The 25,783-nt window shown below is 68.3% G+C and carries 20 protein-coding genes; 13 read left to right on the top strand and 7 right to left on the bottom strand.

Going from position 1 to position 25,783, the window contains the following annotated elements; genetic code table 11:
- The first annotated feature begins 62 nt into the window (after positions 1 to 62).
- From CXB49_RS01480 to CXB49_RS01470, 3 genes are all read left to right on the top strand, one after another.
- Positions 63 to 314, top strand: coding sequence for a PhaM family polyhydroxyalkanoate granule multifunctional regulatory protein (locus tag CXB49_RS01480; protein ID WP_101706766.1), 252 nt, complete (start codon positions 63 to 65; stop codon positions 312 to 314).
- Positions 315 to 317: 3 nt separating this feature from the next.
- A complete protein-coding gene (locus CXB49_RS01475; RefSeq protein ID WP_101706765.1) occupies positions 318 to 1,976 on the top strand; it encodes a glycosyltransferase family 39 protein in 1,659 nt (552 codons plus the stop codon).
- A gap of 171 nt (positions 1,977 to 2,147) precedes the next feature.
- The gene (locus CXB49_RS01470) at positions 2,148 to 3,050 is read left to right on the top strand and encodes a VirK/YbjX family protein (RefSeq protein WP_158300577.1); all 903 of its coding nucleotides are present in this window, start codon (positions 2,148 to 2,150) and stop codon (positions 3,048 to 3,050) included.
- A gap of 325 nt (positions 3,051 to 3,375) precedes the next feature.
- Here CXB49_RS01470 and CXB49_RS01465 read toward each other — a convergent pair whose 3' ends face one another.
- On the bottom strand, positions 3,376 to 3,978 hold the full coding sequence (locus tag CXB49_RS01465) for a flavin reductase family protein (protein ID WP_101706763.1): 603 nt from the start codon (positions 3,976 to 3,978) through the stop codon (positions 3,376 to 3,378).
- A gap of 116 nt (positions 3,979 to 4,094) precedes the next feature.
- On the opposite strand from CXB49_RS01465, the gene dnaE reads away from it, so the two are divergent.
- Together dnaE and CXB49_RS01455 are read left to right on the top strand one after the other, a co-directional pair.
- Entirely contained in the window at positions 4,095 to 7,529 is a 3,435-nt protein-coding gene (gene dnaE, locus CXB49_RS01460; RefSeq protein ID WP_101706762.1) for a DNA polymerase III subunit alpha, read from the top strand.
- Positions 7,530 to 7,778: 249 nt separating this feature from the next.
- The gene (locus CXB49_RS01455; RefSeq protein ID WP_101706761.1) at positions 7,779 to 8,282 is read left to right on the top strand and encodes a 2TM domain-containing protein; all 504 of its coding nucleotides are present in this window, start codon (positions 7,779 to 7,781) and stop codon (positions 8,280 to 8,282) included.
- 33 nt (positions 8,283 to 8,315) lie between these two features.
- Here the strand turns inward: CXB49_RS01455 and CXB49_RS01450 are convergent, their stop codons facing one another.
- On the bottom strand, positions 8,316 to 10,289 hold the full coding sequence (locus CXB49_RS01450) for a phosphocholine-specific phospholipase C (RefSeq protein WP_101706760.1): 1,974 nt from the start codon (positions 10,287 to 10,289) through the stop codon (positions 8,316 to 8,318).
- 219 nt (positions 10,290 to 10,508) lie between these two features.
- Here CXB49_RS01450 and CXB49_RS01445 point away from each other — a divergent pair, with 219 nt between their 5' ends.
- Genes CXB49_RS01445 through CXB49_RS01415 form a run of 7 tightly spaced genes read left to right on the top strand, consistent with a single transcriptional unit; the run spans position 10,509 to position 15,516 of the window.
- On the top strand, positions 10,509 to 10,949 hold the full coding sequence (locus tag CXB49_RS01445) for a GNAT family N-acetyltransferase (RefSeq protein ID WP_101706759.1): 441 nt from the start codon (positions 10,509 to 10,511) through the stop codon (positions 10,947 to 10,949).
- A gap of 38 nt (positions 10,950 to 10,987) precedes the next feature.
- Complete coding sequence (locus CXB49_RS01440) at positions 10,988 to 11,182, top strand: hypothetical protein (RefSeq protein ID WP_101706758.1); 195 nt, start codon at positions 10,988 to 10,990, stop codon at positions 11,180 to 11,182.
- Positions 11,179 to 12,672, top strand: coding sequence for a cation/acetate symporter ActP (locus CXB49_RS01435; protein ID WP_101706757.1), 1,494 nt, complete (start codon positions 11,179 to 11,181; stop codon positions 12,670 to 12,672). The genes CXB49_RS01440 and CXB49_RS01435 overlap by 4 nt, the downstream gene beginning before the upstream one ends.
- Positions 12,669 to 13,292, top strand: a complete 624-nt coding sequence (locus tag CXB49_RS01430; protein ID WP_101706756.1) for a glutathione S-transferase family protein — start codon at positions 12,669 to 12,671, stop codon at positions 13,290 to 13,292. Before CXB49_RS01435 ends, CXB49_RS01430 begins: the two co-directional genes overlap by 4 nt.
- Positions 13,293 to 13,302: 10 nt before the next feature.
- The gene (locus CXB49_RS01425) at positions 13,303 to 13,623 is read left to right on the top strand and encodes a hypothetical protein (RefSeq protein WP_101706755.1); all 321 of its coding nucleotides are present in this window, start codon (positions 13,303 to 13,305) and stop codon (positions 13,621 to 13,623) included.
- Positions 13,620 to 14,132, top strand: coding sequence for a cupin domain-containing protein (locus tag CXB49_RS01420; protein WP_101706754.1), 513 nt, complete (start codon positions 13,620 to 13,622; stop codon positions 14,130 to 14,132). Before CXB49_RS01425 ends, CXB49_RS01420 begins: the two co-directional genes overlap by 4 nt.
- A gap of 1 nt (position 14,133) precedes the next feature.
- Positions 14,134 to 15,516 carry an FAD-binding oxidoreductase gene (locus tag CXB49_RS01415; protein WP_101706753.1) on the top strand — a complete coding sequence of 461 codons (1,383 nt, stop codon included), beginning with the start codon at positions 14,134 to 14,136 and terminating at the stop codon, positions 15,514 to 15,516.
- 242 nt (positions 15,517 to 15,758) lie between these two features.
- Here CXB49_RS01415 and CXB49_RS01410 read toward each other — a convergent pair whose 3' ends face one another.
- The 5 genes from CXB49_RS01410 to CXB49_RS01390 form a co-directional block, all read right to left on the bottom strand.
- Positions 15,759 to 17,594, bottom strand: a complete 1,836-nt coding sequence (locus CXB49_RS01410) for a lipopolysaccharide assembly protein LapB (protein ID WP_158300576.1) — start codon at positions 17,592 to 17,594, stop codon at positions 15,759 to 15,761.
- Positions 17,595 to 17,849: 255 nt separating this feature from the next.
- On the bottom strand, positions 17,850 to 19,727 hold the full coding sequence (locus CXB49_RS01405) for a methyl-accepting chemotaxis protein (protein WP_101706751.1): 1,878 nt from the start codon (positions 19,725 to 19,727) through the stop codon (positions 17,850 to 17,852).
- Between the two features lie 439 nt (positions 19,728 to 20,166).
- The gene (locus CXB49_RS01400) at positions 20,167 to 21,798 is read right to left on the bottom strand and encodes a 3-(methylthio)propionyl-CoA ligase (RefSeq protein WP_101706750.1); all 1,632 of its coding nucleotides are present in this window, start codon (positions 21,796 to 21,798) and stop codon (positions 20,167 to 20,169) included.
- A gap of 121 nt (positions 21,799 to 21,919) precedes the next feature.
- Positions 21,920 to 22,444 (bottom strand): response regulator transcription factor, encoded by a 525-nt coding sequence (locus CXB49_RS01395; RefSeq protein WP_101706749.1) that lies wholly within the window; start codon positions 22,442 to 22,444, stop codon positions 21,920 to 21,922.
- Positions 22,441 to 23,703 carry an ATP-binding protein gene (locus CXB49_RS01390; protein ID WP_233492907.1) on the bottom strand — a complete coding sequence of 421 codons (1,263 nt, stop codon included), beginning with the start codon at positions 23,701 to 23,703 and terminating at the stop codon, positions 22,441 to 22,443. The genes CXB49_RS01395 and CXB49_RS01390 overlap by 4 nt, the downstream gene beginning before the upstream one ends.
- 116 nt (positions 23,704 to 23,819) lie before the next feature.
- On the opposite strand from CXB49_RS01390, the gene CXB49_RS01385 reads away from it, so the two are divergent.
- Positions 23,820 to 25,766: a TonB-dependent copper receptor gene (locus CXB49_RS01385; RefSeq protein ID WP_101706748.1), complete on the top strand. Its 1,947-nt coding sequence runs from the start codon at positions 23,820 to 23,822 to the stop codon at positions 25,764 to 25,766.
- The last annotated feature ends 17 nt before the right edge of the window (positions 25,767 to 25,783 follow it).

The following is a 25,783-nucleotide window of genomic DNA, read 5'->3' as shown; positions in this document are numbered from 1 at the left end:
AGGCTTATACTGAACGGGCAAGCGTCGCTTGCCCGTTTTTTCATGCCCGCAGGATACGCACGATGAGCCAAGACCACTCCAACGATCCGTTCGCCTTGTTCCGCCAGTTCTGGCAGCAAGCCACGCCGCCCGGCATGCAGGCCTTTCTGCCGCCGATGTCCGAAGAAGAGATAGACCGCAAGCTGGCCGAGCTGAAAGTGGTCGAAGGCTGGCTGACGATGAACCTCGGCGTGCTGTCTATGCAGATCAAAACGCTGGAAATGCAGCGGGCCGCGCTGCATTCGATGCGTCCCAAAGACGCCCCGGCCGGCTGACGCGTGCCGCCCCCCCGCCCCGACAGCACGCCCGATGGCGCGCCCGTCCTGCCGTGGCCCGCGCTGGCGACGCTGCTGCTGCTGTGGCTGCTGCCCGGCCTCGTCGGCCACGAGCCGTGGAAACCCGACGAAGCCTACACCTTCGGCCTGGTGCGCCATATCGCGCAGACCGGCGACTGGATCGTCCCGACGCTGGCCGGCGAACCCTTTCTGGAAAAACCGCCGCTGTTCTTCATCAGCGCCAGCCTGACGATGCGCCTGCTGCAGGGCTGGCTGGGCGCGCCCGACGCCGCCCGGCTGGCCGCCGGCGCCTGGACACTGTTCGGCCTGCTGGGCCTGGCGCTGGCGGCGCGGCGGCTGCTGGGCCCCGGCTTCGGCCGCTGGGCCCCGGCGCTGCTGATCGGCGCCGTCGGCCTGCCGCTGCGCGCGCACCAGCTGATCACCGACACCGCGCTGATGGCCGGCTTCTGCTGGGGCCTGGCCGGCCTGTGCCACGCGCCGGCCCAGCCGCTGCGCGCCGGACTGATGCTGGGCGCCGGAGCCGCCATCGCCTTCCTCAGCAAGGGGCTGCTCGGGCCCGGCTGTCTCGGCGTCACCGCGCTGGCGCTGCTGCTGCACCCCGCCTATCGCCGGCGCGGCTATCTGCAGACGCTGGCGATCGCGCTGCTGGTCGCGCTGCCGTTGCCGGCGCTGTGGATGTTCAAGCTGTACCAGCGCAGCCCCGAGCTATTCCATCTGTGGCTGGACGCCAACAACTTCGGCCGCTTCAGCGGCCGCTCCCACCTGGGACCGACCGCGCCGCGCTGGTTCTACAGCCGCACGCTGCCGTGGTACGCCTTGCCGCTGTGGCCGCTGGCCGGCCTCGCCATCTGGCGCGCCCAGCGCCGCAAGCTGGCAGCCGAGGCCATTCTGCCGCCGCTGTCGCTGTTCGCCTGTACGCTGGCGGTGCTGGTGGCTTCCGCCGATGCCCGCGAACTGTACGCGCTGCCGCTGCTGCCGCCGCTGGCGCTGCTGGCGCTGGCCGGCCTGCCCTTCCACGCCCGCGCGCCGCGCTGGCTGTCCATCGCGCTCTACACCTTGCTGGTCTTGCTGACCGCCAATCTGCTGCTGGTCGCCGCGGCGTTGAGTTTCCCGCTGGACGCCGACTGGACCCGCCACTTGCTGAGTCGCCGCTTCAGCGGCTGGACGCCGGACTTCGTCCTGGCCAGCTGGCTGCTGTTCGCGTTGACGGCGCTGGCGCTGGCGCTGTGCTGGCGCCTGCCGCTGCCCGCCGGCGCGCGCCTGGCCTGGCGCTGGAGCGTGGCGATGACGCTGCTGTGGTGCGGTCTGGCCACGCTGTGGCTGCCGGCGCTCGATCACGGCATGCGCTATCGCGAGGCCTTCACCGCCTTGAAGCCGAGACTGGAAGCCGCCGCCCGCGACGGCGGCTGCGTCGCCAGCCTGGGACTGGGCGAGCCGCAGCGCGCGCTGCTGGAATACTATGCCGCCTTCCGCACACAGCGGCTGGAAACCCAGCCGCAGGCGGCGCGACAATGCCGCTGGCTGCTGCTGCAGACGCTGCACGACCAGATTCCGGAACCTTGGGACCGCCGGGAGCCGGTCTACATCGTCCAGCGCGCCGGCGACCACAAGGAACGCTTCCGGCTGTACCGCCAGCCCTAGCCGCCGCTCTCGTCCCGCCCCCCGCGAGACCGCGGACCGGCGCATAAAGCGGCATATCCGATCATAAGAAGCGGACCTAACGTCACACACAGTCACACTCTACTAAACAACTTTTAACAACTTATTGTACGTATTTACCCTATCCTAACGATTCATAGGATGAGGTATGGCATGACTGTAATTAACTCCGTGGATTTGTTCTGGTCGCTGGCCAGCGGCGCGTTTTCGCGCCGCGACGGCTTCGATGAAGGCAAAAACCGCTTCAAGTTCGCATTGCGCGGCATGCTGACGCTGCCGTGGACGCTGCGCTGGCTGGATACGCTGCGCGCGCAGACTCTGCACAGCTACTTGCGGCGCAATCCCCGGCTGGCATGCAAGTTGCATCGCCCCTATCTGCACCGCTCGCTGGGCATCAAGGGCAAGCTGCAGACGCTGCAGGCGCACTACCAGTTGCTGGAACAGTGCTTCGCCCCCCACGCCCGCCGGCTGATGCTGTCCAGCGAGACGCTGCCGCTGGCCCGCCTCAGCGGCAAGAACGACGGCGAACTGCTGTTGCTGTTGACCCAGCAGCACAGCTTCGACAAGGAAGGCGAGATGTCGCTACAAGTGTGCAATGCCGAGCGCGTGCCGCTGGCGACGCTGACCTTCACGCTGACCCGCCGCGACGACGCCGTCGTCATCATGGTCGGCGGTCTGCAGGGCCCGCGCAAGCCGCATGGCGCGGAAGAGGTGCAGCAGGCGACCAAGACCGCCCACGGCCTGTTCCCGAAACGGCTGGCCGTCGAGGCGCTGACCGCTCTGGCGCGCCGGATCGGCGCCGCCGAAATCCTGGCCGTCGGCAATAGCGAGCACATCTACAGCTCCTGGCGCTACCGCCGCCATTTCTTCGCCGACTACGACAGCTTCTGGCTGACGCTGGAAGCCGAGCCTGTCGACAACAAGCGCTTCTTCCGCATTCCGCTGACGCTGCCGCGCAAGGCCCTCGCCGACATCGCCAGCAAGAAGCGCGCCGAATACCAGCGCCGCTACACGCTGTTGGACGAGCTGGCCACCCAGGCCGACTCGGCGCTTTAAGAGCCTGTTTACGATCTTTTTGCGACATCGGCGGTTTTCTGCCGGATGCAGGGCGCGGAAAACGGCCCGCCGCAGTGTCGTTCACTGCAAGGGACGTTTGACAAAGCCATGCGCCGGCAGAAAACCGCCCCGGAGGGCAGCCCAGCCAGCAGGCCATCTGCGGCGTTGTCGGGCTGGACCTTGGAATTACCAAGGCCTACGCCCTCCGCCTTGCATCTGACCTGCTGGCTGGGCTGCGATGCTCGTAAAAAGATCGTAAACAGGCTCTAAGCGCCGGCTCACGGTCTTTTCCGGCAGCGGCCATTCTGCCGGATGCCGGGCCAGGCTACGGGCGCGCCAGACTGAACGCCGGCTGCGCCAGGCTGTAGCGATCCCCTCCCAGCTTGCCCACCGCCTGCAACGCGACATCGTCGATGGCGCCATCGCGCCAGACATGGTCGGCCACATGTATCAGCTTCACCTCGGCCAGCACCAGATTGCCGGCGCCGGTGCCATGGCCGAAAGTCAGGCACTGGTGCAGCGTGCACTCCAGCCTGACCGGCGCCTCCGCCACACCCGGCGGCTTCACCGTCGTGCTCGCGGTCTTGCCGACGCCGGCCAGCTGGAATTCGTCGACCTCGGCCGGATAGCTGCCGCAGCTGGCGTTCATCGCCTCCGCCAGTTCGTGGCTGACGATGTTGACGACCAATTCCCCGGTCAGCCGGATATTGGCCAGCGTGTCCTTGTCCCGCTCCGACGCCTGCTTCAGGATGCTGATGCCTAGCAGCGGCGGATTGACGCTCATCACGTTGAAGAAGGAGAACGGCGCGAGATTGCACACGCCCTTCAAATCCTGGGTGCTGACCCAGGCGATCGGCCGCGGCAGGATGCAGCCCACCAGCAGTTGATACAGATTCGTCCGCTCCAATTGCTGCACATTGAACTCCATCTCGTCTGGTCGCCTGCGGTGAATATTGCCATGCCATCATTCTAATGCGCATGAGTGCCGCTCTGCCAGTCGGGGATTCACTGGTTTGCCGCGCCGCCTGCCGTTAAAATGTCGGGATGAACGCACCCCGCTTTGTCCATCTTCGCCTCCACTCGGAGTTCTCCATCACCGACGGCATCGTCCGCCTCGACGACGCCGTCAAGCGCGCCGCCGGCGACGGCATGCCGGCGCTGGGCATGTCCGACCTGATGAATCTGTTCGGCATGGTCAAGTTCTACAAGAGCTGCCGGAGCAAGGGCATCAAGCCCATCGTCTCCACCGACATCTGGCTGGAGAACGAGGAGGACCGCGACAAGCCTTACCGGCTGATGCTGACGGCGAAGAACCGCGAGGGTTATCGCCGGCTGTGCGAGCTGTTGACCGAGGCTTTCAGCCACAACCAGTACCGCGGCCGCGCCGAGATCAAGCGCGAGTGGCTTGAGGCCGGCGACAACGGCAATCTGCTGTGCCTGTCCGGCGCCCACCTCGGCGACGTAGGCCTCGCGCTGGCGATGGGCCAGCGCGACGAGGCGCGCCGCCGCGCCGAGTACTGGGAAAAGCTGTTTCCGGGATCGTTCTATCTGGAATTGCAGCGGCTGGACAACCCGCAGGTGGAAAGCGTGGTGCAGGCGACGCTGTGGCTGGCCGGCGAGCTGGGGCTGCCGGTGGCAGCCACCCATCCGATCCAGTTCATGGACAAGGACGATTTCAAGGCCCACGAGGCGCGGGTGTGCATCGCCGAGGGCTATACGCTGGGCGACAAGCGCCGGCCGCGCGCCTTCAACGAATGCCAGTACTTCCTCGGCGCCGACGAGATGGTCGAGCGCTTCGCCGACATTCCGGAGGCGCTGGCCAATACCGTCGAGATCGCCAAGCGCTGCAATATCTCGGTGGTGCTGGGCAAGAACTACCTGCCGCTGTTCCCGACGCCGGACGGCATGTCGCTGGACGACTTCCTGGTCCACGAGGCCCAGCGCGGCCTGGAAGACCGGTTGAAGCAGCTGTACCCGGACGAGGCTGAGCGCCAGCAAAGACGCCCGGAGTACGACGCGCGGCTGAAGTTCGAGTGCGACACCATCATCCAGATGGGCTTCCCCGGCTACTTCCTGATCGTGGCGGACTTCATCCAGTGGGGCAAGGCCAACGGCTGCCCGGTGGGCCCGGGCCGGGGTTCCGGCGCCGGCTCGCTGGTGGCGTACAGCCTGTACATCACCGACCTGGACCCGCTGAAGTACGCGCTGCTGTTCGAGCGCTTCCTGAACCCGGAACGGGTGTCGATGCCCGACTTCGACGTGGACTTCTGCCAGGAAAACCGCTGGCGGGTGATCGAATACACGCGCCGCAAATACGGCGAGGAGGCGGTCAGCCAGATCGCCACCTTCGGCACCATGTCGTCCAAGTCGGTGATACGCGACGTCGGCCGGGTGCTGGACCTGCCGTTCGGCCTGTGCGACCGCCTGTCCAAGCTGATCCCGCTGGAGGCCAACAAGCCGTTGAGCCTGACCAAGGCGATGGAGATGGAGGCGCAGATCGGCGAGATCATCGAGAGCGAGGGCGCCAATGAGCTGATCGAACTGGCGATGACGCTGGAGGACCTGACCCGCGGCATCGGCATGCACGCCGGCGGCGTCTTGATCGCGCCGGGCAGGCTGACCGACTTCTGCCCGCTGTACATCGCCAGCGGCGACGGCGCCTCGCCGGTGTCGCAGTTCGACAAGGACGACGTCGAGCAGATCGGCCTGGTGAAGTTCGACTTCCTGGGTCTGCGTAACCTGACCATCATCGAGCTGGCGCAGAAATACATCAAGGCCACCACCGGCGAGGACGTCGACGTCGCCCACCTGCCGCTGGACGACAAGGCGGCCTACAAGGTGTTCGCCACCGCCAACACCACCGCCGTGTTCCAGTTCGAGTCCACCGGCATGAAAAAGATGCTGGTGGAGGCCAAGCCCAGCAAGTTCGAGGAAATTATCGCCTTCGTGGCCCTGTACCGCCCGGGCCCGATGGACCTGATCCCGGACTTCATCCAGCGTATGCACGGCGCCAAGTTCGAGTACCTGCACCCGCTGCTGGAGCCGGTGCTGGCGCCGACCTACGGCATCATGGTGTACCAGGAGCAGGTGATGCAGTCGGCCCAGGTGATCGGCGGCTACTCGCTCGGCGGCGCCGACCTGCTGCGCCGCGCGATGGGCAAGAAGAAGGTCGAGGAGATGGTGGCCCAGCGCGCGATGTTCGTGGAAGGCGCCGACAAGCAGGCCATTCCCGAAGCCAAGGCCAACGAGATCTTCGACTATATGGAGAAGTTCGCCGGCTACGGCTTCAACAAGTCGCACGCCGCCGCCTACGCGCTGGTGGCCTACCACACCGCCTGGCTGAAGGCCCACCACTGCGCGGCCTATATGGCGGCGACGATGTCCACCGAATTGGACAACACCGACCAGCTGAAGGTGTTCTACGACGACTGCCAGGACAGCAAGAACGGCATCGCCTTCCTGCCGCCTGACGTCAACCACGGCTTCTACCGCTTCGTCCCGGTCAACCGCAAGGAAATCCGCTACGCGCTGGGCGCGATCAAGGGCACCGGCGAGTCGGCGGTCAACCACATCGTCGAGGCGCGCGAGGCCGGCGGCCCGTTCACCGACCTGTTCGATTTCTGCAAACGCACCGACAAGAAGCTGGTCAACAAGCGGGTGATCGAGGCGCTGATCCGCGCCGGCGCCTTCGACGCCATCGAGCCGAACCGCGCGCTGTTGTTCGCCAATGTCGGCCTGGCGATGGAGGCCGCCGAGCAGGAGCACGCCAACGCCAACCAGGGCGGCCTGTTCGACATGTTCGGCGACGACGTCGCGCCGGCGGTGGAGATGGTGGCCACCCGGCCGTGGAACGACGCGGTCAAGCTGGCCGAGGAAAAACTGGCGATAGGCTTCTACCTGTCCGACCACCCGTTCTCCTCTTACGAGAAAGAGGTGCGCGGCTTCATCAAGACCACGCTGTCCCGCCTCAGCCCGCGCAAGGAGCCGCAGCTGTTGGCCGGCTTCGTCACCGGCATCCGCGTCAAGGTGGGCAACCGCGGCAAGATGGCCTTCGTCCAACTCGACGACGGCACCGCCAAGCTGGAAGTCAGCCTGTTCGCCGAAAGCTTCGAATTGAACCGCGACAAGCTGAAGGAGGACGTGGTGCTGGTGGTGGAGGGCAAGGTCAGCGAGGACAGCTTCTCCGGCGGCCTGCGCATCGTCGTCGACAAGCTGCTGAGCCTGGGCGAGGCGCGCAGCCGCTACGCCCGCGGCCTGGCGCTGCAACTGCCGGCCAAGCCCGACATCGCCCGCCTGAAGGCCGAGCTGCATCCGTTCAAGAGCCAGGACGCCGGCAGCCTGGTGCGGCTGGCCTACAACAACGGCCAGGCACGCGGCGAGCTGATGCTGCCGCAGGAATGGGGCGTGCGCCTCGACGACGGCCTGCTGCTGGCGCTGTCCGAATGGCTGGGCGAAGGCAAGGTCCGCGTGCTGTGGTGACGCCGCCGCGCTGAACCGCCCCTCCCGGCGCCGCCGTTCGATCGAACGGCGGCGTTTTTCATCGCCTTGCCAGCCGCCTCGCCGCGCCCCTATCATGCCAACAGGCTCTCCCCGGCCGCAGTCCGCGCCGGTCGAAAACCCAAGCCTGGCGGGCACTGTCGCGTCGCTGTCGCCTGTCTGTCGCCCCGCTGTCCTTGTCCATCGCGGCAGGCCGGACCACACTGCGGCCAGTGATCGAACGGAGGTTTTATGCTGATACAGAAACTGAGGCTGCAACGCGGCTGGTCGCAACAACAACTGGCCGACCTGAGCGGTCTGAGCGTGCGCACCGTGCAGCGCATCGAACGCGGCCAGGGCGCCAGCGTCGAGTCGCTGAAGTCTCTGGCCTCGGTGTTCGAGATCGACTTCTCGGAACTGCACAAGGAGCTCGCCATGATGGACCCGACCACCCCCGACGCCGTCGCCGCCCCCGTCGCCGCCCGCGATCTGGAAGAAGCGCTCGCGCTGCAACACGTCAATCGCTTGAAACGCTTCTACCGGCACCTGATCCAGTATGTGCTGGTGATGATCGCGCTCGCCGTCATCAATCTGGCGACCTCGCCGCACCACCTGTGGGTGATGTGGCCGGCGCTGGGCTGGGGCATGGGCCTGCTGGCGCATGCGATCGGCACATTCGAGCTGCTGCCCATCCTGGGCCCGGACTGGGAGCGGCGCCAGGTGGAAAAGCGGCTGGGCCGCAAGCTGTCGTCCTGACGGGCTGACGCCCGCCAGAACGACCGCAAAGCCTCAACCGCTGATGCTGACGGCGCCGGTCTCGACGTGGCCGACCAGGCGGCGGACGAAGTTGGTGTCGTTGGTGCACGTGACGGTGAAGTCGTACCAGCCCGAGGTGGAGCTGAGGTTCCAGCTGAGCAGCTGGCCGCCGCCGGCGGCCACCGCCACCTGCTGCGCCGCGCCGCCGCCATAGCCGTTGGCGGTGATCTGGAAAGTCGCCAGCTTGCCGCCGCCGTTGCTCAGCTGCAGCGTCAGCTGCGGCACGCCCAAGGCCATGGACGACGCCGTGCCGGTAGCCTCGAGCACGCCCATCGCGCTGCGCAGATTGCCGGCGTAACGGCGCAGGAAGCCGTTGGGACCATAGACCGTCAGGTCGTAGAAGCCGCCGCCATAGGTCTGCGCGTGGAAATAGTCCTTGATCTCGCCGCCGGCCGCCACGTCGTACTGCCACGGTCCGTCGCTGCGGAACTGGTTGGCGTAGATCGAGTAATGAACGGCCTGGCCGCCGCCGTTCTGCATATGCACCCAGAAGATGCCGCCGGCGACATCGGTGCTGCCGTAGCCGTTGCACTGGTAAGGCAGCGCGCGCGCCGGGCGGCGGCCGGCCTCCGACTGCGGCATCTGTCCCGGCACCGGCGCCGTCGGCGCCGGCCAGCTCTTGCTCTGCTGCGCCTGGGTCAGCAAGGCCGCGGTGTCCGGGAAGGCCGGCACCGAGACATTGCTGCTGCCGAAATCGAGCGCCGTGCTCAGATCGCCGCAGACCTGGCGGCGCCAGGCCGAGATGTTCGGCTCCTGCACGCCGGTCCAGGTCTCCAGGAAACGGATCACCGAGGTGTGGTCGAAAACCTGCGAACAGACGTAGCCGCCGCGGCTCCACGGCGACAACACCAGCATCGGCACGCGCGGCCCCAGGCCGATAGGCTTGCCGCCGATGAACTCGGCGGCGGTGCCGGCCGGCGGCACCGGCGGCGGCACGTGGTCGAACAGGCCGTCGTTCTCGTCGTAGTTCAGCAGCAGCACGGTGGACGCCCAGACATCCGGATTGGCGGTCAGCGCCTGCAACACGCGGTCCAGCAGATAGGCGCCGGCGGCCGGCGGCGCGCTCGGATGCTCAGAATACGCCTCCGGCGCGACGATCCACGACACCTGCGGCAGCGTGCCGTTGACCGCGTCGTTGCGGATGGCCGCCACCAGGTCCTGCACCGAATTGCCGCTGACCTTGGGCACCGAACTCATGCCGCGGTCGAACAGAGGATTGCCGGCCTTGGCGTTGCGGTACTGGTTGAACCAGGCCAGCGCGTTGTCGTCGTAGTTGTCGCCGAGCACCTGATACACCTTCCAGCTGACGCCAGCCGACTGCAGGCGCTCCGGATAGGTGGTCCAGCTGTAGCCCTTCTCGCTGTTGTCGATGACCGGACCGCCGTTCTTGCCGGCCGGGTCCACCATGCCGCTCCACAGATAGAGGCGGTTCGGATTGGTCGGTCCCTGCACCGAACAGAAATAGTTGTCGCAGACGGTGAAGGCGTCGGCCAGCGCGTAATGGTAGGGGATGTCGGCGCGGCCGTAATAGCCCATGGTCAGGCTGCCCTTGGCCGCGATCCAGCCATCGTACTTGCCCTGGTTCCACGCGGCGTGGGTGCCGGTCCACGAGTGGTCCAGATCGGTCAGGTATTGCGCGTTGGTGCGGCTGGTATCGAGATGGAACGGGTACTCGCCGGCGCCCAGATTGGGCTGGCGGAACACGCTGCTGCCGCTGCGCAATTGCAGGGCGCTGCGGTCGCCGAAACCGCGCACGCCCCTGAGCGTGCCGAAGTAATGGTCGAAAGACCGGTTCTCCTGCATGAACACCACCACATGCTTGACCGCGGACAGGCTGCGGCCGGCCGGCCGGATCGCCATCGCGGCGGCCAGACCCGGGGGCAACGCGCCGGCGGCCATGCCGGCGGCCGACAGCTTCAGAAACTCACGACGTGACAACTCGCTCATGACAACGCTCCGGAAAGGTTGAGAGCCTGTCCGCGATCGTTTCCCCGCGGCCTTCCGCCGTGATGAAAATCGAGAGACAAGCTCCAGGATCAATGACCGCGTCAATTCTGGTCAGCGCGCAGTGTGCGGAAGGAATATGATTTTTTGATTAAAGGCGATCTTCCGCCGACCCGCCGCATCGTTTACGCTGTCCCCCTCTTTCGTACACCAGGACATCCGATGACCTTGCGCCCGGTCCGGCTCGCCGACCTCCCCGCCGTCTTCGCCATCGAGCAGGCGGTATTCGGCGGCCACGTCTATCCCGACTTCTTCTTCCGCCAAGCGCTGGAGCTATGGCCGGACTGGTTCTGGCTGGCCGAAAACGGCGACGGCGACATCGTCGGCTACGCGTTGGGCGCGCCGTCGCAGCGGCCGGACGAATTGTGGCTGCTGTCGCTGGCCCTGCTGCCGGCCTGCCGCGGCCAGGGCGTCGGCCGCGCGCTGGCGCAGGCGGTGCTGGACGCGATGCGGCCGCGCGCGCGCAGCGTCCAGCTGACCGTGGACCCGGCCAATCCGGCGGCGGCGCTATACCGCCGGCTGGGCTTCGTCGAGGCCGGCCGCGACGACGGCTACTTCGGTCCCGGCGAGCCGCGGCTGCTGATGCGGTGGCAGCCCGGCTGACATGCGCTACACTCGGTCTTTTGCCAAGTGATGTTCGCATGACATTCCTGCCGGTCCTGACCGCCGCGGCCGCCTGCCTCGGCTACTACCTGATACTGGCGCTGCGTCCGGCCTGGCTGGCCGCGCGTCTGGCCGGCGTGCCGGCCTCGATCGCGCTGGCGCTGGCGGCGATGCTGCTGTTCTGCCTGATCGCCGCGCGGCACGCCCGCCGGCGCGGCGGAGCGCCGCGATGAGCCACGCCCAACTGCTGTTCCTGGCGCTGATCCTGCTGACGCTGGGCCTGACCGCCGCGGCGCGCCGCCGCACTGCCTCGCTCGACGACTTCTACACCGCCGGCGGCCGCGTGCCGGTCTGGCAGAACGCGCTGGCGCTGGCCGGCGACTATCTGTCGGCCGCCGCCTTCCTCGGCGCCGCCGGCATGTATCTGGGCCAGGGCTACGACTCGCTGGCCTACGCGGTCGGCACGCTGGCCGGCTGGCCGCTGCTGCTGCTGCTGCTGGCCGGACCATTGCGGCGCCAGGGCCGCTACACCGTCGCCGGCGTGCTCAGCCGGCGCTTCGACCACGCCGGCGTCCGGCTGATCGGCATCGCCTGCTCGCTGACGGTGACGCTGTGCTATCTGGTGGTGCAGCTGGTCGGCGCCGGCAAATTGATCGAATTGCTGTTCGGCCTGCCCTATCTGGCCGCCGTCGGCCTGGTCGGCACGCTGATGATGGCCTATGTGGCGCTGGGCGGCATGCTGGCCACCACCTGGGTGCAGATCAGCAAGGCCAGCCTGCTCTTCGTTTGCGCGCTGTTGTTGGCCGGCGGCACGCTCGCCCGCTTCGGCGGCAGCCCGGCGTCGCTGTTCGACGCCGTCGAGCGGCTGCGCGGCGCGGCCGCCTTCCTGCCGAGCCAGGCGCTGTCCAACCCGGTGGAGATGCTGTCGCTGGGCCTGGGACTGAGCCTGGGCCTGTTGGGCCTGCCCCATGTGCTGATGCGCTTCTTCACCGTCGCCGACGAGGACGCCGCGCGCCGTTCGGTCGGCCTCGCCACCTGGCTGGTGGCGGCCTTTTTCGCGCTGAACATCGTCATAGGCTACGGCGCGCTGGCGCTGGTCGGCCCCGATCCGCAATTCCACGGCGCCGACGGCAAGCTGCTGGGCGGCGGCAATATGGCGGCGCTGCACCTGGCCGAACTATTGGGCGGCGACCTCGCCCGCGCGCTGGTGGCCGCGGTGGCCTTCGCCACCATACTGGCGGTGGTGGCCGGCCTGACGCTGGCCGGCGCCAGCGCCGTCAGCCACGATCTGTACGCCGGCTGGCTGAAACGCGGCCGGGCCGAGCCGCGCCGCGAGCTGGCGGTGTCGCGACTGGCCGCACTGGGCCTGGGCCTGGCGGCGATGCTGCTGTCCACCGTGTTCCAGCAACTGAACATCGCGCTGATGATGGGCCTGGCCTTCGCCATCGCCGCCTCGGCCAACTTCCCGCTGCTGGTGCTGGCGCTGAACTGGCGCGGCCTGAGCGCCCGCGGCGTGATCTGGGGCGGCGCCGCCGGCATCGCTTCGTCGCTGGCGCTGATCGTCTGCGGCCCGGCGGTGTGGGTGGCCGCGCTGGGCCACGCCAAGCCGCTATTCCCCTATGCCAATCCGACGCTGTTCTCGCTGCCGCTGGCCTTCGCCGCGGCCTGGCTGGGCTCGCGCCGAAGCCTGGACTCGACACCTTCCCGAAAGCAATCGCAATGAACACACTGACCCTGTACGGCAACCGCTATTCCGGCCACAGCTACAAAGTGAGGCTGGCGCTGATGCTGGCCGACATATCGCACGACTACGCCCACATCGACATCTCGCTGCCGCGCGACCAGCGCCCCGACGACTTCCGCGCCGCCAGCCGCTTCGGCGAGGTGCCGGTGCTGGTCGCCGACGGCGTGCCGCTGAGCCAGTCCAACACGATATTGCAGTGGCTGGCCGACAACTACGGCGCGCTGGCCGGCGCGCAGGGCGAGCGCCAGCGCGTGCGCGAATGGCTGAGCTGGGAAACCAACCGGCTGGGACTGTCGCTGCCCAATCTGCGCTACTCGCGCCTGATCGCCCACTATGAGCCGGCGGTGGAAGCCTGGCTGGAGACGCGGCTGCGCGCCGATCTGGCGGTGCTGGAGGCGGAGCTGGCCGAACACCGCTACCTGGCCGGCGACCAGGTCAGCATCGCCGACATCTCGCTATGCGGCTATCTGTGGTGGCTGTCCGACGCCGGCCTGGACATCGCCGGCTGGCCCAATGTCCGGGCCTGGCTCGCCCGCATCGCCGCCCAGCCGGGCTGGCAACACCCGGACGAGCTGATGGCGGCCGACATCCCGGAATAAGCGCGCTGCCATGGCCCAGCGGCAGGTGGTATGGTTGAAGGCGGAGGCGCCGGCCAAACCGGCGCCCGGCCTGCCGTGCAACGGCTGCGGCGTGTGTTGCGCCGCCGTCCCCTGTCCGCTGTCGCGGCTGCTGCTGAAACACCGCGCCGGCCCGTGCCCGGCGCTGGAATGGGAGGCGCCGCGCTACCGCTGCGGCCTGCTGCAATCGCCGCGCCGCCACCTGCCCCGGCTGCCGCGCTGGGCCGAGCCGGGCTTCCGCCGGCTGGCGCGCCGCTATCTCGCCATCGACCACGGCTGCGACAGCCTGGCCACCACAGAGGAAGACCGATGAACCGACCCGACTGCATCAAGCACTGGAGCGAGTTGCAAAGCGACAGGCCGCGCTATTACTCCGGCAGCCAGGAGCCGCTGTCGCGCGGCAGCTCGCTGGGCAAACACTACGGCTTCGCCCGGCTGGGCATCCACCACGAACTGCTGGAACCCGGCTGTCGCACCAGCTGGCCCCATGCCGAAAAAACCGAGGACGAGTTCATCCATGTGCTGGAAGGCACGCCCGACGTCTGGCTGGACGGCATCCTCCACCGGCTGCAACCGGGCGACTCGGTAGGCTTCAAGGCCGGAGACGGCCTGGCCCACACCTTCATCAACAATACCGAACACCCGGTCCGCCTGCTCTGCGTCGGCGACACCGACCGAGAAGACAACCGCATCCACTACGCCGTGCATCCCGAGCGCAATCAATTCTTGGGCCCGCTGCACTGGAACGACGCGCCGGAGCGAGAACTCGGCGGCCACGACGGCCTGCCGGACAAGCTGCGCGACAACGGCGGGCCTTTCTGACATGAACGACTTTCTGAGCCGGCTGGCCGCCGTCGTCGGTCCGCAACACGTGCTGACCGACGACACCGACACCGCGCCGTTCACGCTGGACTGGCGCCGCCGCTACCAGGGCGCGCCGCTGGCCGTGGCGCGGCCGGGTTCTACCGCGGAAGTCTCCGAGGTGGTCAAGCTGTGCCGCGCGCACCAGGTGGCCATCGTGCCGCAGGGCGGCAATACTTCGACCTGCGGCGCGGCGACGCCGGACGGCAGCGGCCGCCAGCTGGTGGTCGCGCTGCGCCGGCTGAACCGCGTCCGCCGCGTCGACGCCGACAACAACGCGCTGACCGTCGACGCCGGCGTCACGCTGCTCGAGGCGCAGCAGGTGGCCGAAGCGGCCGGCCGGCTGTTTCCGCTGTCGCTGGCCTCGCAGGGGACCTGCCAGATCGGCGGCAATCTGTCGACCAACGCCGGCGGCGTCGCGGTGTTGCGCTACGGCACGATGCGCGATCTGACGCTGGGGCTGGAGGCGGTGCTGCCGGATGGCCGGGTGCTGGACCAGCTGCAGGGCCTGCGCAAGGACACCACCGGTCTGGACCTGAAGCAGCTGTTCATCGGCGCCGAAGGCCAGCTGGGCCTGATCACCGCCGCCACGCTGAAACTGTTCCCGCTGCCCAGCGCCCACGCCACGGCGATGGTCGGCGTAGACGACATCGAGACGGCGATAGACTGGCTGAACCGGCTGCGCCACCGTTTCGGCGACCGCCTGACCGCCTTCGAGGTGATAGACGCCAACTGCCAGCAGGTGTTGCAACGCCATCATCCCGCGCTGATGCCGTTCACCGCGCCGTGGCTGATCCTGATCGAGCTGTCCGACGGCGGCGACGCGGCCGCGCTGAACGACGCGCTGGTGGAGTGGCTGGCGACGCGGACGATGGCCGACGGCGTGGTGGCGCGGAACGAGACCGAGCGCCGCAAGCTGTGGACGCTGCGCGAGGAGATATCGGAAAGCCAGCGCAAGGACGGGCCCAGCATCAAGCACGACATCGCGGTGCCGACCTCGGCGCTGCCGCGGCTGGTCCGCGACTGCGCGGCCGATCTGGACAAGGCCTTCCCCGGCGTGCGCATCGTCGCCTTCGGCCACGCCGGCGACGGCAATCTGCACTACAACGTCAGCTATACCCGGCCCGGCAACGCCGAGCTGTTCGACGACGAGGCTGCGGTCAACGCCATCGTCTACGACCATGTCTACCGGCTGGGCGGCACGCTGGCGGCCGAACATGGCGTCGGCCAATTGAAGAAGGACTGGCTGGTCCGCTACAAGGACCCGCTGGCGCTGGAATTGATGCGGACGATCAAGCGGGCGCTGGACCCGGACGGGCTGATGAATCCGGGGAAGTGGTTGTAAAACTTCCCCCTCTCCCCCGACCCCTCTCCCGCGAGGGGAGAGGGGTGACCCGTCGTTTTCGTTCCTCCATCCCCAAAATGGGAAACCGAGTACCGCGCGGCACGCGAGCAGACCGCTCTTCCTCAAGGAAAAAGGGAAACCCGTCGTTGCTGTTCCTCCATCCCGAAACGGGAAACGCGGCACGCGAGGCCGCCTCGTGCCGCGGCCTCTAGCCCCTCTCCCCCTGGGGGAGAGGGGGCGGATCAAACCGTCATCCGCCCGGCGAGCGCCTCCCACGACTCCCCGCGCCGCCGTCTCTCCAGCGTCAGCGAGCGGTACCACGGCGTCGCCGCGCCGACCAGTCCCCAGCGCCAGTCCACCTGATCGGCGGACAGCAACAGATGGCAGGGCAGGCCCAGCGCGCCGGCCAGGTGCGCCATCGCGGTGTCCACCGCCACCAGGCAGTCCAGCGCCGCCAGCAGCGCCGCGCTGGCGGCGAAATCGATCAAGCCGGAGCCCAGCTCCGCCACGCCGTTTTCCGCCAGCCATGTCCGCTCCGCCTCGTCCGGCTCCGACTGCAGCGAGATCCAGTTGACGCCGTGATCAGCCAGCAGCGGCCGCAAGGCCTCCGGCCCCGGCAGCGAGCGGCAATGGTCGAACGGATGCTCGGCGCGGCCGCGCCAGACCAGGCCGATATTGCGGCCGGCCGGCAGGCGCGCGCGCCAGGCTTGGCGCAGCGCCGGATCGGCCTGAAGATAGGACTCGCCCGCTGGCGGCTCAAAAGCGCGCAAGACCGATGGCAAGCTCATCGAAAACACATGGCAGTCGTGCGGCGGAAACTCGGCCGGGTAGCCGCCGTCCATCGCCAGCCACTCCAGCTGCGGCCATTGCCGGACGAACAGCGGCAGTAAGGGCCGACGGCACAGCGCGACGACGCGTGTCGCGCCCCGCGCGGACAATGCGGCCAGATAACGGCTGAACTGTATCGCATCGCCATAGCCCTGCTCGAACAACACCAGCAGCCGTCGGCCCGCCAGGCTCTCGCCTTGCCAGCGCGGCGACGGCAAGACGGGATAGGCGGCCGCCTCCAGCCTCGCCTCGTGATTGGCCCAGCCGGCCGCCCAATCGCCGCGCGCTAGTTGCAGATAGCCGAGATTCTGCCGCAGCCGGCGGTGGTCCGGCGCCGATGCCAGGCCTTGCTCCCAGGCCTGCCCAGCCTCGTCGTCCCGCCCTTGCTCGCGCAAGGCCAGGCCCAGCAGGTTCAGCCAGTCGGCGCGGCCAGGCTCTGCCGCCAGCGCCTGCTTCGCCAGGGCTTCCGCCTCCACCGCGCGGCCGGTGGCGAGCAGCAGCGAGGCCAGATTGGCCAGATTGGCCAGCGCCGCGCCAGGCGCTGCCGCGTGGGCGGCGCGCAAATGTCGCTCCGCCTCGTCCCAGCGCCGCTGGGCCATCAGCAACAAACCCAGATTGTTGCCGGCGACGACATGGCCCGGTGCCGACTCCAGTGCGCGCCGCAACATGGCTTCGGCCTCGCCGGCCTCGCCCCGCTCCTCCAGCAGCCGGCCCAGCAGCTGCAGCGCCTCAGCATCGTCCGGCTGGCTGTCCAGGCAGACCCGCAGATGCGCCTCGGCCTCGCCGGACCGGCCCTGCTCGGCCAGCAGGCGGCCCAGCTGGTAATGCGCGGTCGCGCCGGGCTGGGAGGATAGCCGCCGGCGGAAACAATCCTCGGCCTCGTCCAGGCGGCCGGCGTCCTGCAATAGATTGCCGAGATTGCCTAGGCTGGACGGGTGGCCGGCGTCGCGCTTCAACTCGGCGCGGTAACAGGCCTCGGCCTGCGCCGCGTCGTCCCGCTCCATCGCCAGGCAACCCAGGTTGTAATGCGCGTCCGGCGTCGCCGGATCGAGCGCCAGCGCCTGCGTCCAGCACTGCGCCGCCAAGGCCGGCTGGCCGAGGCGCGCGGCGCAGACGCCGAGCAGATTCCACAGCGGCGCGTTGCCGGGATCGGCCACCAGGCCGTCCTGCGCCGCTCGCAGCGCGCCGGCGAGCTCGCCTTCGGCCAGCAAGCGGGCGGCGAGCAAAGTATCGGGAGAGAGCGGGTTCATCGCGCCTTGGCCAAATCGGAAAGTTGCTGAGAACCTGTTTACGATCATTTTGCGGCATCGGCGGTTTTCTGCCGGATGCAGGGCGCCCAAAGCGGCCCGCCGCAGTGTCGTTCACTGCAAGGGACGTTTGACAAAGCCATGCGCCGGCAGAAAACGGCCCCGGGACGCTCGTAAAAAGATCGTAAACAGGCTCTTGGGATCATCAACGCAAAAACGCCGCCTGGCAAGGCGGCGTTCGGGGCGGCGAGGCGGCGTCTACAGCCGGAACTTGTTGAACTCGGCGTCCATCTTGCCGGCGTTGCCGGCCAGCCCGCTCAAGGTGCTGCTGACGTTCTGCAGCACGTCGTCGTTCTCCAGCACATGGCCGTTGATCGCCTCCGAGCTCTGCGCGATCAGCGTGGTGGCCTTGTGCTGCTCCTGGGTGGAGCTGGAGATCTCGCTCATCTTGGCCACCACGTCCAGCATCGATTCGCGGATGGCGGCGATATTGTCGACCGCCTCGCGGGTCAGGCCGACGCCCTCGTCCACCGCCTGCACCGTGCTGTTGACGTCGCCGACGGCGCGGCCGGTCTCCTCGCGGATCGCGCCGACCATATTGGAGATTTCCAGCGTCGCCTGCGCGGTGCGCTCGGCCAGCTTGCGCACTTCGTCGGCCACCACGGCGAAGCCGCGGCCCTGCTCGCCGGCCCGCGCCGCCTCGATCGCCGCGTTCAAGGCCAACAGATTGGTCTGGTCGGCGATGTCGCGGATCACATTGGTGATGCCGGAGATTTCCTGCGAGCGCTTGTCCAGCGAGGACAGCATCTCTTCCAGCCCGCGCACCGATTGCACGGTGTTTTCCATGCCGGACGACAGCCGCTGCATATTGTCGGCGCTGGCGGCCAGATTGTTGCCGGTGGAGCTGGCCAGCATGTCGGCCTGGCGGGCGCTGTCGGCGATGTGGGAAATGGAGACGGTGATCTGCTCCAGCGTCGCGGCATTGGACGAGGACACGTCGGAGATGTGACGCGAGCTCTGCGCGACGCTGGCAACCAGCTGGCTGGCGTCCTGCACGCCGCCGACCACGCCGCGCGCGTCGCCCTTCAGGCCGCGAAACAGATGGCCCAGCTGGGCGACGAAGGTGTTGAAGGCCCGCGCGGTGGCGGCGATCTCGTCCTGGCCGTCGTCCTTCAGCCTCAGCGTCAGGTCGCCCTGACCACGGGCGATGTCCTCCATCGCCGCCTTCAGCCTGACCAGGCCGGCCAGCATCCGGCCTATGATCAGGCTGGAGAACGGAATCATCAGCGCGAACACCAGCAGCGTCAGCCCGCCTATCGTGTACAGCAGCGTGGTCAGCGGCGCCAGGATGACCTCGCGGTCGGACACCAGCGCCAGTATCCAGTTGGTGCCGGGGATGGCCTGGGCGGCGATCAGCATGCCCTTGCCGCCGATGTCGACATCGGACGCCTTGTCGTTCTGCACCAGCTGGCCCAGCCGGTCGGCGGTCAGCGACGGCACCACGCCGGCGATCGGCTTCAGCGTCAGCTCGGCCTGCGGGTGGGCGATGATAGTGCCCTTCTTGTCGACGATGAAGGCGTAGCCGTTGCCGCGCACCTTCAGCGCCAGCACCGACTTCACCAGCGTATCCACCATCACGTCGCCGGCCACGACGCCGCCGAAGGCGCCGTTGTGGTTGAACGGCGCGGCGATGGTGACGGTCAGCTTCTTCGTAGCCTCGTCGACATAGGGATCGGTGACGATGGGCTGTCCGGCCGCCTGGGCCAGCTTGTACCACTCGCGGTCGGCCACCTTGTAGTCGGCCGGCGCCTGCCAGTCGTCGGAAAACAGCGTGCGGCCGTCGGCGTAGCCGACATAGTTGACGTTGAAGCCGCCGGCCTTCGTGCCGACCTTGAGGAAGCGCAGCGCGTCGGCCTCATTGGCGGCCCCGGTCTGGGCGACGATCTGCTGCTTCTTCTCGCCGAGCCAGGTGGTCACCACCGCGCTCTGGCCCTTCAGGCTGGCGGCAAATTCGTTGTCCAGGCCCTCCAGGATTTCCGATCGCATCTGCATGAAGACTATGGTCACCAGGACCAGGCCGAACAGCGCCATCAACAAGGCGTTGAGCGCTATCAGGCGGCTGCGGAGTGATTTCATCTGTTTCCCTTTTTTACGCTGTCGTGCCCAGGCGAGGCTTGCCGTTGCCGCGATGGTGTTTTATTCGAACACGGCATAAACACGCTAAATCAGCTCGGCCGGGCACAGCTTGACCCAGCTCATGCCGTTGTAAATATGATAGGCGGCGCATGGGAAACAGTCGATGTGAATACCACATCCGCATTGTAAAGACGGCCTTCCGGCTAGGTGGCGTCGCTCTCGGCAGGCGGTGGACAGACGCGGAAACAGGCGTGGGAAAAAAAACACCCCTGCGGCAATGCTGCAGGGGTCAACACGAGGAAGAAACATCGGACCGGCCTTGGCCAGCTCGATATTTCGAGGGGCTAACACCTCAAAACCTTGCGGTTCTCAGTGCAGAGCGCATTCTAACGTAATTGCTCTACAAAAATCCATAGAGATAGAGCAAATAATCCATTTTTCATTTATTCGGCCAGCGATGGTCGCGGAACTGCTCCCGCAGCTTCATCTTCAGCAGCTTGCCGGTGGCGGTGTGCGGCAGCTCGTCGACGAAGGCGACGTCGTCCGGCGTCCACCACTTGGCGATCTTGCCTTCGAAGAAGGCCAGCAACTCCCCGCGCGTCGCGCTCGCGCCCGGCTTCAGCGCCACCACCATCAGCGGCCGCTCGTCCCACTTCGGGTGCGGCACCGCCACCGCGGCCGCCTCCGCCACCGCCGGGTGGCCGACCAGGATGTTTTCCAGATCGATGGAGCTGATCCACTCGCCGCCGGACTTGATCACGTCCTTGGTGCGGTCGGTGATGCGCATATAGCCGTCCGGATCTATCGTCACCACGTCGCCGGTGTGGAACCAGCCGTCGGCGCTGTGGTTGTCGTCCAGCTCGCGCTTGAAGTACTGCGCCAGCACCCACGGCCCGCGCGCCTGCAGATTGCCGAAGGTGACGCCGTCATGCGGCAGCGGCAGGCCGGCGTCGTCGACGATGCGGATGTCGACGCCGTAGATCGGCCGCCCCTGCTTGGCCAGCAGCATCCTCGCCTCTTCGCCGGCCAGGCCCTGGTGCTTGAGCTTGGGCGTGCAGGTGGTGCCGCACGGCGACAGCTCGGTCATGCCCCACAGCTGGCGCATCTCGACGCCATGTCCGGCCAGCTCGTCTATCATGCTTTCCGGCACCGCCGAGCCGCCAGCGATCACCCGTTTCAGCGGCGCCAGCGACAGCTTCTCGCGCTGGCAGTATTGCAGCAGTTGCAGCCAGACCGTCGGCACGCCTATCGACGTGGTCACGCCCTCTTCGACGATCAGCTGCCGCAGACTGGCGCCGTCCAGCTTCTGCCCCGGCAGCACCAGCTTGCTGCCGTTCATCGCGCAGCTGTACGGCAGGCCCCAGGCGTTGGCGTGGAACATCGGCACCACCGGCATCACCACCGCCCGCGCCGAGATGTCGAAGCTGTCCGGCAGCGCGCTGCCGAAGGCGTGCAGCACGGTGGAGCGGTGCGAGTACAGCACGCCCTTCGGATTGCCGGTGGTGCCGGAGGTGTAGCACAGGCTGGAGGCGGCGTTCTCGTCCAGCAGCGGCCAGTCGTAGTCGTCGTCGTGGCCGTCCAGCAGCGCCTCGTAGCTTTGCAGGCCGGGAATGCCGCTGTCGGCCGGCAGGCGGTCGCGCCCGGCCAGCAGCACGAAGCGCTTGACCGTGGTCAGCTTGTCCGCCAGCTGCGCCACCAGCGGCAGAAAGCACGCGTCGAACATCAGCACCTTGTCTTCGGCGTGGTTGATGATCCAGGCGATCTGCTCGGGAAACAGCCGCGGATTGACGGTGTGGCAAACGGCGCCGCTGCCGGACACCGCGAAATAGATCTCGAAATGGCGGTAGCCGTTCCAGGCCAGCGTGCCCACCCGGTCGCCCGGCGCCACGCCCAGCGTCGCCAGACCCTTGGCCAGCCGCCTGGCCCGGCCGGCGGCGTCGCGATAGGTATAACGGTGTATCGGGCCCTCGACGGTGCGCGACACGATCTCGGTGTCGCCGTGAAAGCGCTCGGCATGCGCCAGCAAGTCGGAAATCAACAACGGCCGGTCCATCATCTGTCCACGCAGCATCTCGGATCTCCTCGTTTTATCGGTATCGAATCCGCACGTTACGCCGCGCCCAAGCCTGCGCTCCAATCATATTTTCCGATGACCGGCCACCGGCCGATTTATATATTTGTCATGATCCGGCTCAGCTTTTCACCGGCCGCTTGGCCAGCATCCGCTGCAGGGTGCGGCGGTGCATGTTCAAGGCGCGCGCGGTCGCGGAGATATTGCCGTCGTGCTCGGCCAGCACCCGCTGCAGATGCTCCCAGGTGACGCGGCGCAGCGACATCGGCTGCGGCGCCACCGGCAGTTCCGGATTGGCCGCCTGCTGGGCGAAGGCGGCCAGGATCTCGTCGACGCCGGCCGGCTTGGCCAGATACTGCACCGCGCCGAGCTTGGTCGCCTCGACGGCGGTGGCGATGCTGGCGTAGCCGGTCAGCACGACGATGGCGCTGTCGGGGCTGAGCGCCCGCAGCGCCGGCAACAGGCTGAGGCCGCTGTCGCCGTCCAGGTTCAGATCCAGCAGGATGCGCGCCGGCCGCTCGGCGACCCGCGCCAGCGCCTCGTCGGCGTTCCTGGCCCAGGCGACCGCATGGCCGCGTCGCGTCAGCGAGCGCGACAGCACCGTCGCGAAAGCCTCGTCGTCGTCTATCAGCAGAAAAGCGCTCACTGGCCGTCCTCCAGTCCCAGCGGCAGCTCAATGCGGGCGCGCACGCCGCCGTCGGCGCGGTTGTCCAGGCTCAGCGTGCCGCCCAACCGCGCCAGCGTCGCGTGGCTGAGCAACATGCCCAGGCCCAGGCCGGCCGGCTTGGCCGACTCCAGCGGCGCCAGCCCGGCGCGGGCCAGCTGCGCCCCGCTCAGACAGCCCTGGCGGTTGACGATGTCCAGGCTCAGCGTCCGCCCGTCCAGCCGCGCGGTCACCTCCACCGCGCCGCCGCCGGCCTCGGCCGCGTTGTTGACCAGATTGAACAACGCCGGCCAGAAGGCCGCGTCCAGCCTGACCGGCGGATCGTCGCCGTCCGGCGCCCGCCAGTCCAGCCTCAGGTCCGGCCGCAGGCTGCGCCAGCCCTCCAGCCGCTCGGCCAACGCGGCGAACAGCGGCTGCGGGCCGGGGCTGGGCTCGGAGCCGTGCTTGAGCCTGGCCAGCGCCGAGCGGCAACTGCCCAGCTGCGCCCGCATCAACAGCAGGTCCTGCCGCAGCGCCTCGTCGCCGTGGCGCTCGCCGAGCAACTCGTCCACCAGCAGCGTCAGCGTGTTCAGCGGCGTCGACAACGAGTGGGCGGCGCCGGCCGCCTGCATGCCGACGGCCAGCAGCTGCTCGTCGCGCAGCTGGGTCTCGCGCGCCTCGGCCAGCGCGTCGCCCTGGTGGCGCAGCTGGCGGGCCAGCCGCGACACGAAGCCGGCGATCAACAGCGCCGACAAGGCGAAGCTGAACCACATGCCCGACAGATGCAGATTGAAGGCGTAGGCGGCGTTGCCGCCGTTCAGCGGCCAGTCCAGATGCCATTCGAACAACAGGCCGTAGGCGGACACGCTGAGCAGCGCCAGCAGCCAGGCGAACCAGCCCGGCGACAACAGCGCGGCGAACAGCACCGGCGGCAGGTATAGCGAGGCCAGCGGATTGGCGGCGCCGCCGCTGAAGGCCAGCAGCTCGGTCAACACCAGCACGTCGAAGAACAGGCCGAGCCGCAGCGCCGACTCGGCCTTCAGCCCCCAGCCGGGCAGCCGCGGCAGCGCGAGATTGACCAGGGCCAGCGTCGCCAGCGCCTGGCCGACCAGCGGCCACGGCAGCGCCAGACCATCCAGCGCGCAGCCGGCCAGCATGGCCAGCGCGAGCAGCAGCATCAGCCAGCGCAGCCGGCGCACGCGGTGGCCGGCCTGCAGCGGGTCCCCGGCCGGCTCGGCCTCCAACATCGCATTCCATTTCATGCCGCCACTGTACACCAAGCCCGCCGCCGCCGCGGCTGCGACAATATGCCGCATTCCGCGTCCGAACAGTTTCCACTAGCATCGACGGCATAAAACCATAAGCTAGACATTCCGCGATGAACCTGAATCCCCTGTTGCTGCCCGTGCCGCTGGCGCTGGCGGCCGGCTCCGCCATGGGCGCCGATCTGCCCGAATTCCACGCCGACACCATCGTCGTCACCGCCGTCAGGACCGAGCAGCCGCTGCGGGTCGAGACCGATCCGCGCGCGCCGCGCCAACCGGTGCCGGCCGGCGACGGCGCCGACCTGCTGAAAACCATTCCCGGCTTCGACGTGGTGCGCAAGGGCGGCAGCTCCGGCGATCCGCTGCTGCGCGGCCTCGGCGGCTCCCGCCTGAACATCCTGGCCAACGGCGGCTTCGTCTACGGCGGCTGCCCGGGCCGGATGGACCCGCCCACCGCCTACCTGTTTCCCGACGCCTACGACAAGCTGGTGGTGATCAAGGGACCGCAATCGGTCAAATACGGCGGCGCGCTGATCGCCGGCGCCGTCAGCTTCGAACGCCGGACCCGGCCGTTCGACGCGGCCGGCCTGCGCTTCGACGGCAGCGTGCTGGCCGGCTCCGCCGAGCGCTACGACGGCTACGCCGACCTGACGCTGGGCGGCCCGCTCGGCTATCTGCGGCTGATAGATTCGCACAACCAGGCCGGCGACTACCGCGACGGCGACGGCCGCAAGGTCCATTCGGCTTACCGCCGCGACAGCCAGAGCGTCGTCGCCGGCTTCACCCCTGGCCGCGACACCACGCTGGAATTGTCCGGCGACTTCGGCCGCGGCCGCGCCGCCTACGCCGACCGGATGATGGACGGCAGCCAGTTCGACCGCAGCGCCTGGGGCCTCAAGGCCGAGCAGCGCAATCTCGCGCCGTGGCTGGACGCGGTCAGGCTGGCGGCCAACCACAGCTACGCCGACCACGTGATGGACAACTACTCGCTGCGGCCGCTGGCGCCGGGCAGGCCGCCGCGCGCCAGCAATCCGGACCGCAACACCGACGCCGCCAAGCTGGAGGCGGACCTGGCGTTCTCCGACATCGACCTGACCGTCGGCGTCGACTGGCAGAACGACCGCCACACCAGCCGCGCCGGCGGGCTCGACTACGCCGCCCAGCCACGGGTGGCCGACCAGCACTTGCAGCGCGCCGGCCTGTACGCCGAGGGCAGCGCCCCGCTGTACGGCGGCAAGCTGGTGGCCGGCTGGCGCCACGACCGCGTGCGCGCCTATTACGACGCCGCCGCCGGCCGCGGCGAGCAGCTGCAGGACTACCGGCTGTACAGCGGCTTCGCCCGCTACGAGTACAAGCTGGGCGACTGGACGCCGTACGCCGGCGTCGGCGTCGCCGAGCGCGCGCCGGACTACTGGGAGCGCAGCTATGTCGCCGCCGGCCGGCCAGTGCTGCAGCCGGAACGCAACACCCAGCTCGACTTCGGCGCGCTGTACCACGGCGACAAGGTCAGCGGCTCGCTGTCGGCCTATCTCGGCCGCATCGACGACTTCCTGCTGGTCGACCGGACCGCCGCCCAGGCCACCCGCAACGTCCAGGCCGTCCGCTACGGCCTGGAGGCCGACGCCTCCTGGCAGTTCGCGCCCGAGTGGCGGCTGGCCGGCAGCGCCGCCTACAGCTGGGGCGCCAACACCACCGACGACAGGCCGCTGGCACAGACGCCGCCGCTGAGCGCCACGCTGAGCCTGGCCTGGGACAACCAGACCTGGGCCGCCGCCGCCGTATGGCGCGTGGCCGCCGGCCAGGACCGCTACGCCGTCGGCCAGGGCAATATCGCCAGCCAGGACCTGGGTCCGACGCCGGGCTTCGCCGTGCTGTCGCTGAACGGCGGCTGGCGCGTCAGCAAGGCGCTGAAGCTGACGGCCGGCATAGACAACCTGCTGAACCGCGGCTACGCCGAGCACGTCAGCAGCAGCGGCGCCGACGTCGCCGGCTACCAGCGCGCCCTGCGCGTCAACGAACCGGGCCGCACGCTGTGGATGAAGCTGCAGGCGCACTGGTAATGCCCAAGGGGAGATCA

Source organism: Chromobacterium sp. ATCC 53434, assembly GCF_002848345.1.
In the GTDB taxonomy this organism is placed as follows: domain Bacteria; phylum Pseudomonadota; class Gammaproteobacteria; order Burkholderiales; family Chromobacteriaceae; genus Chromobacterium.
The sequence above is the reverse complement of the archived record's forward strand: the minus strand, read 5'-3'. Positions and strand labels throughout refer to the sequence as shown.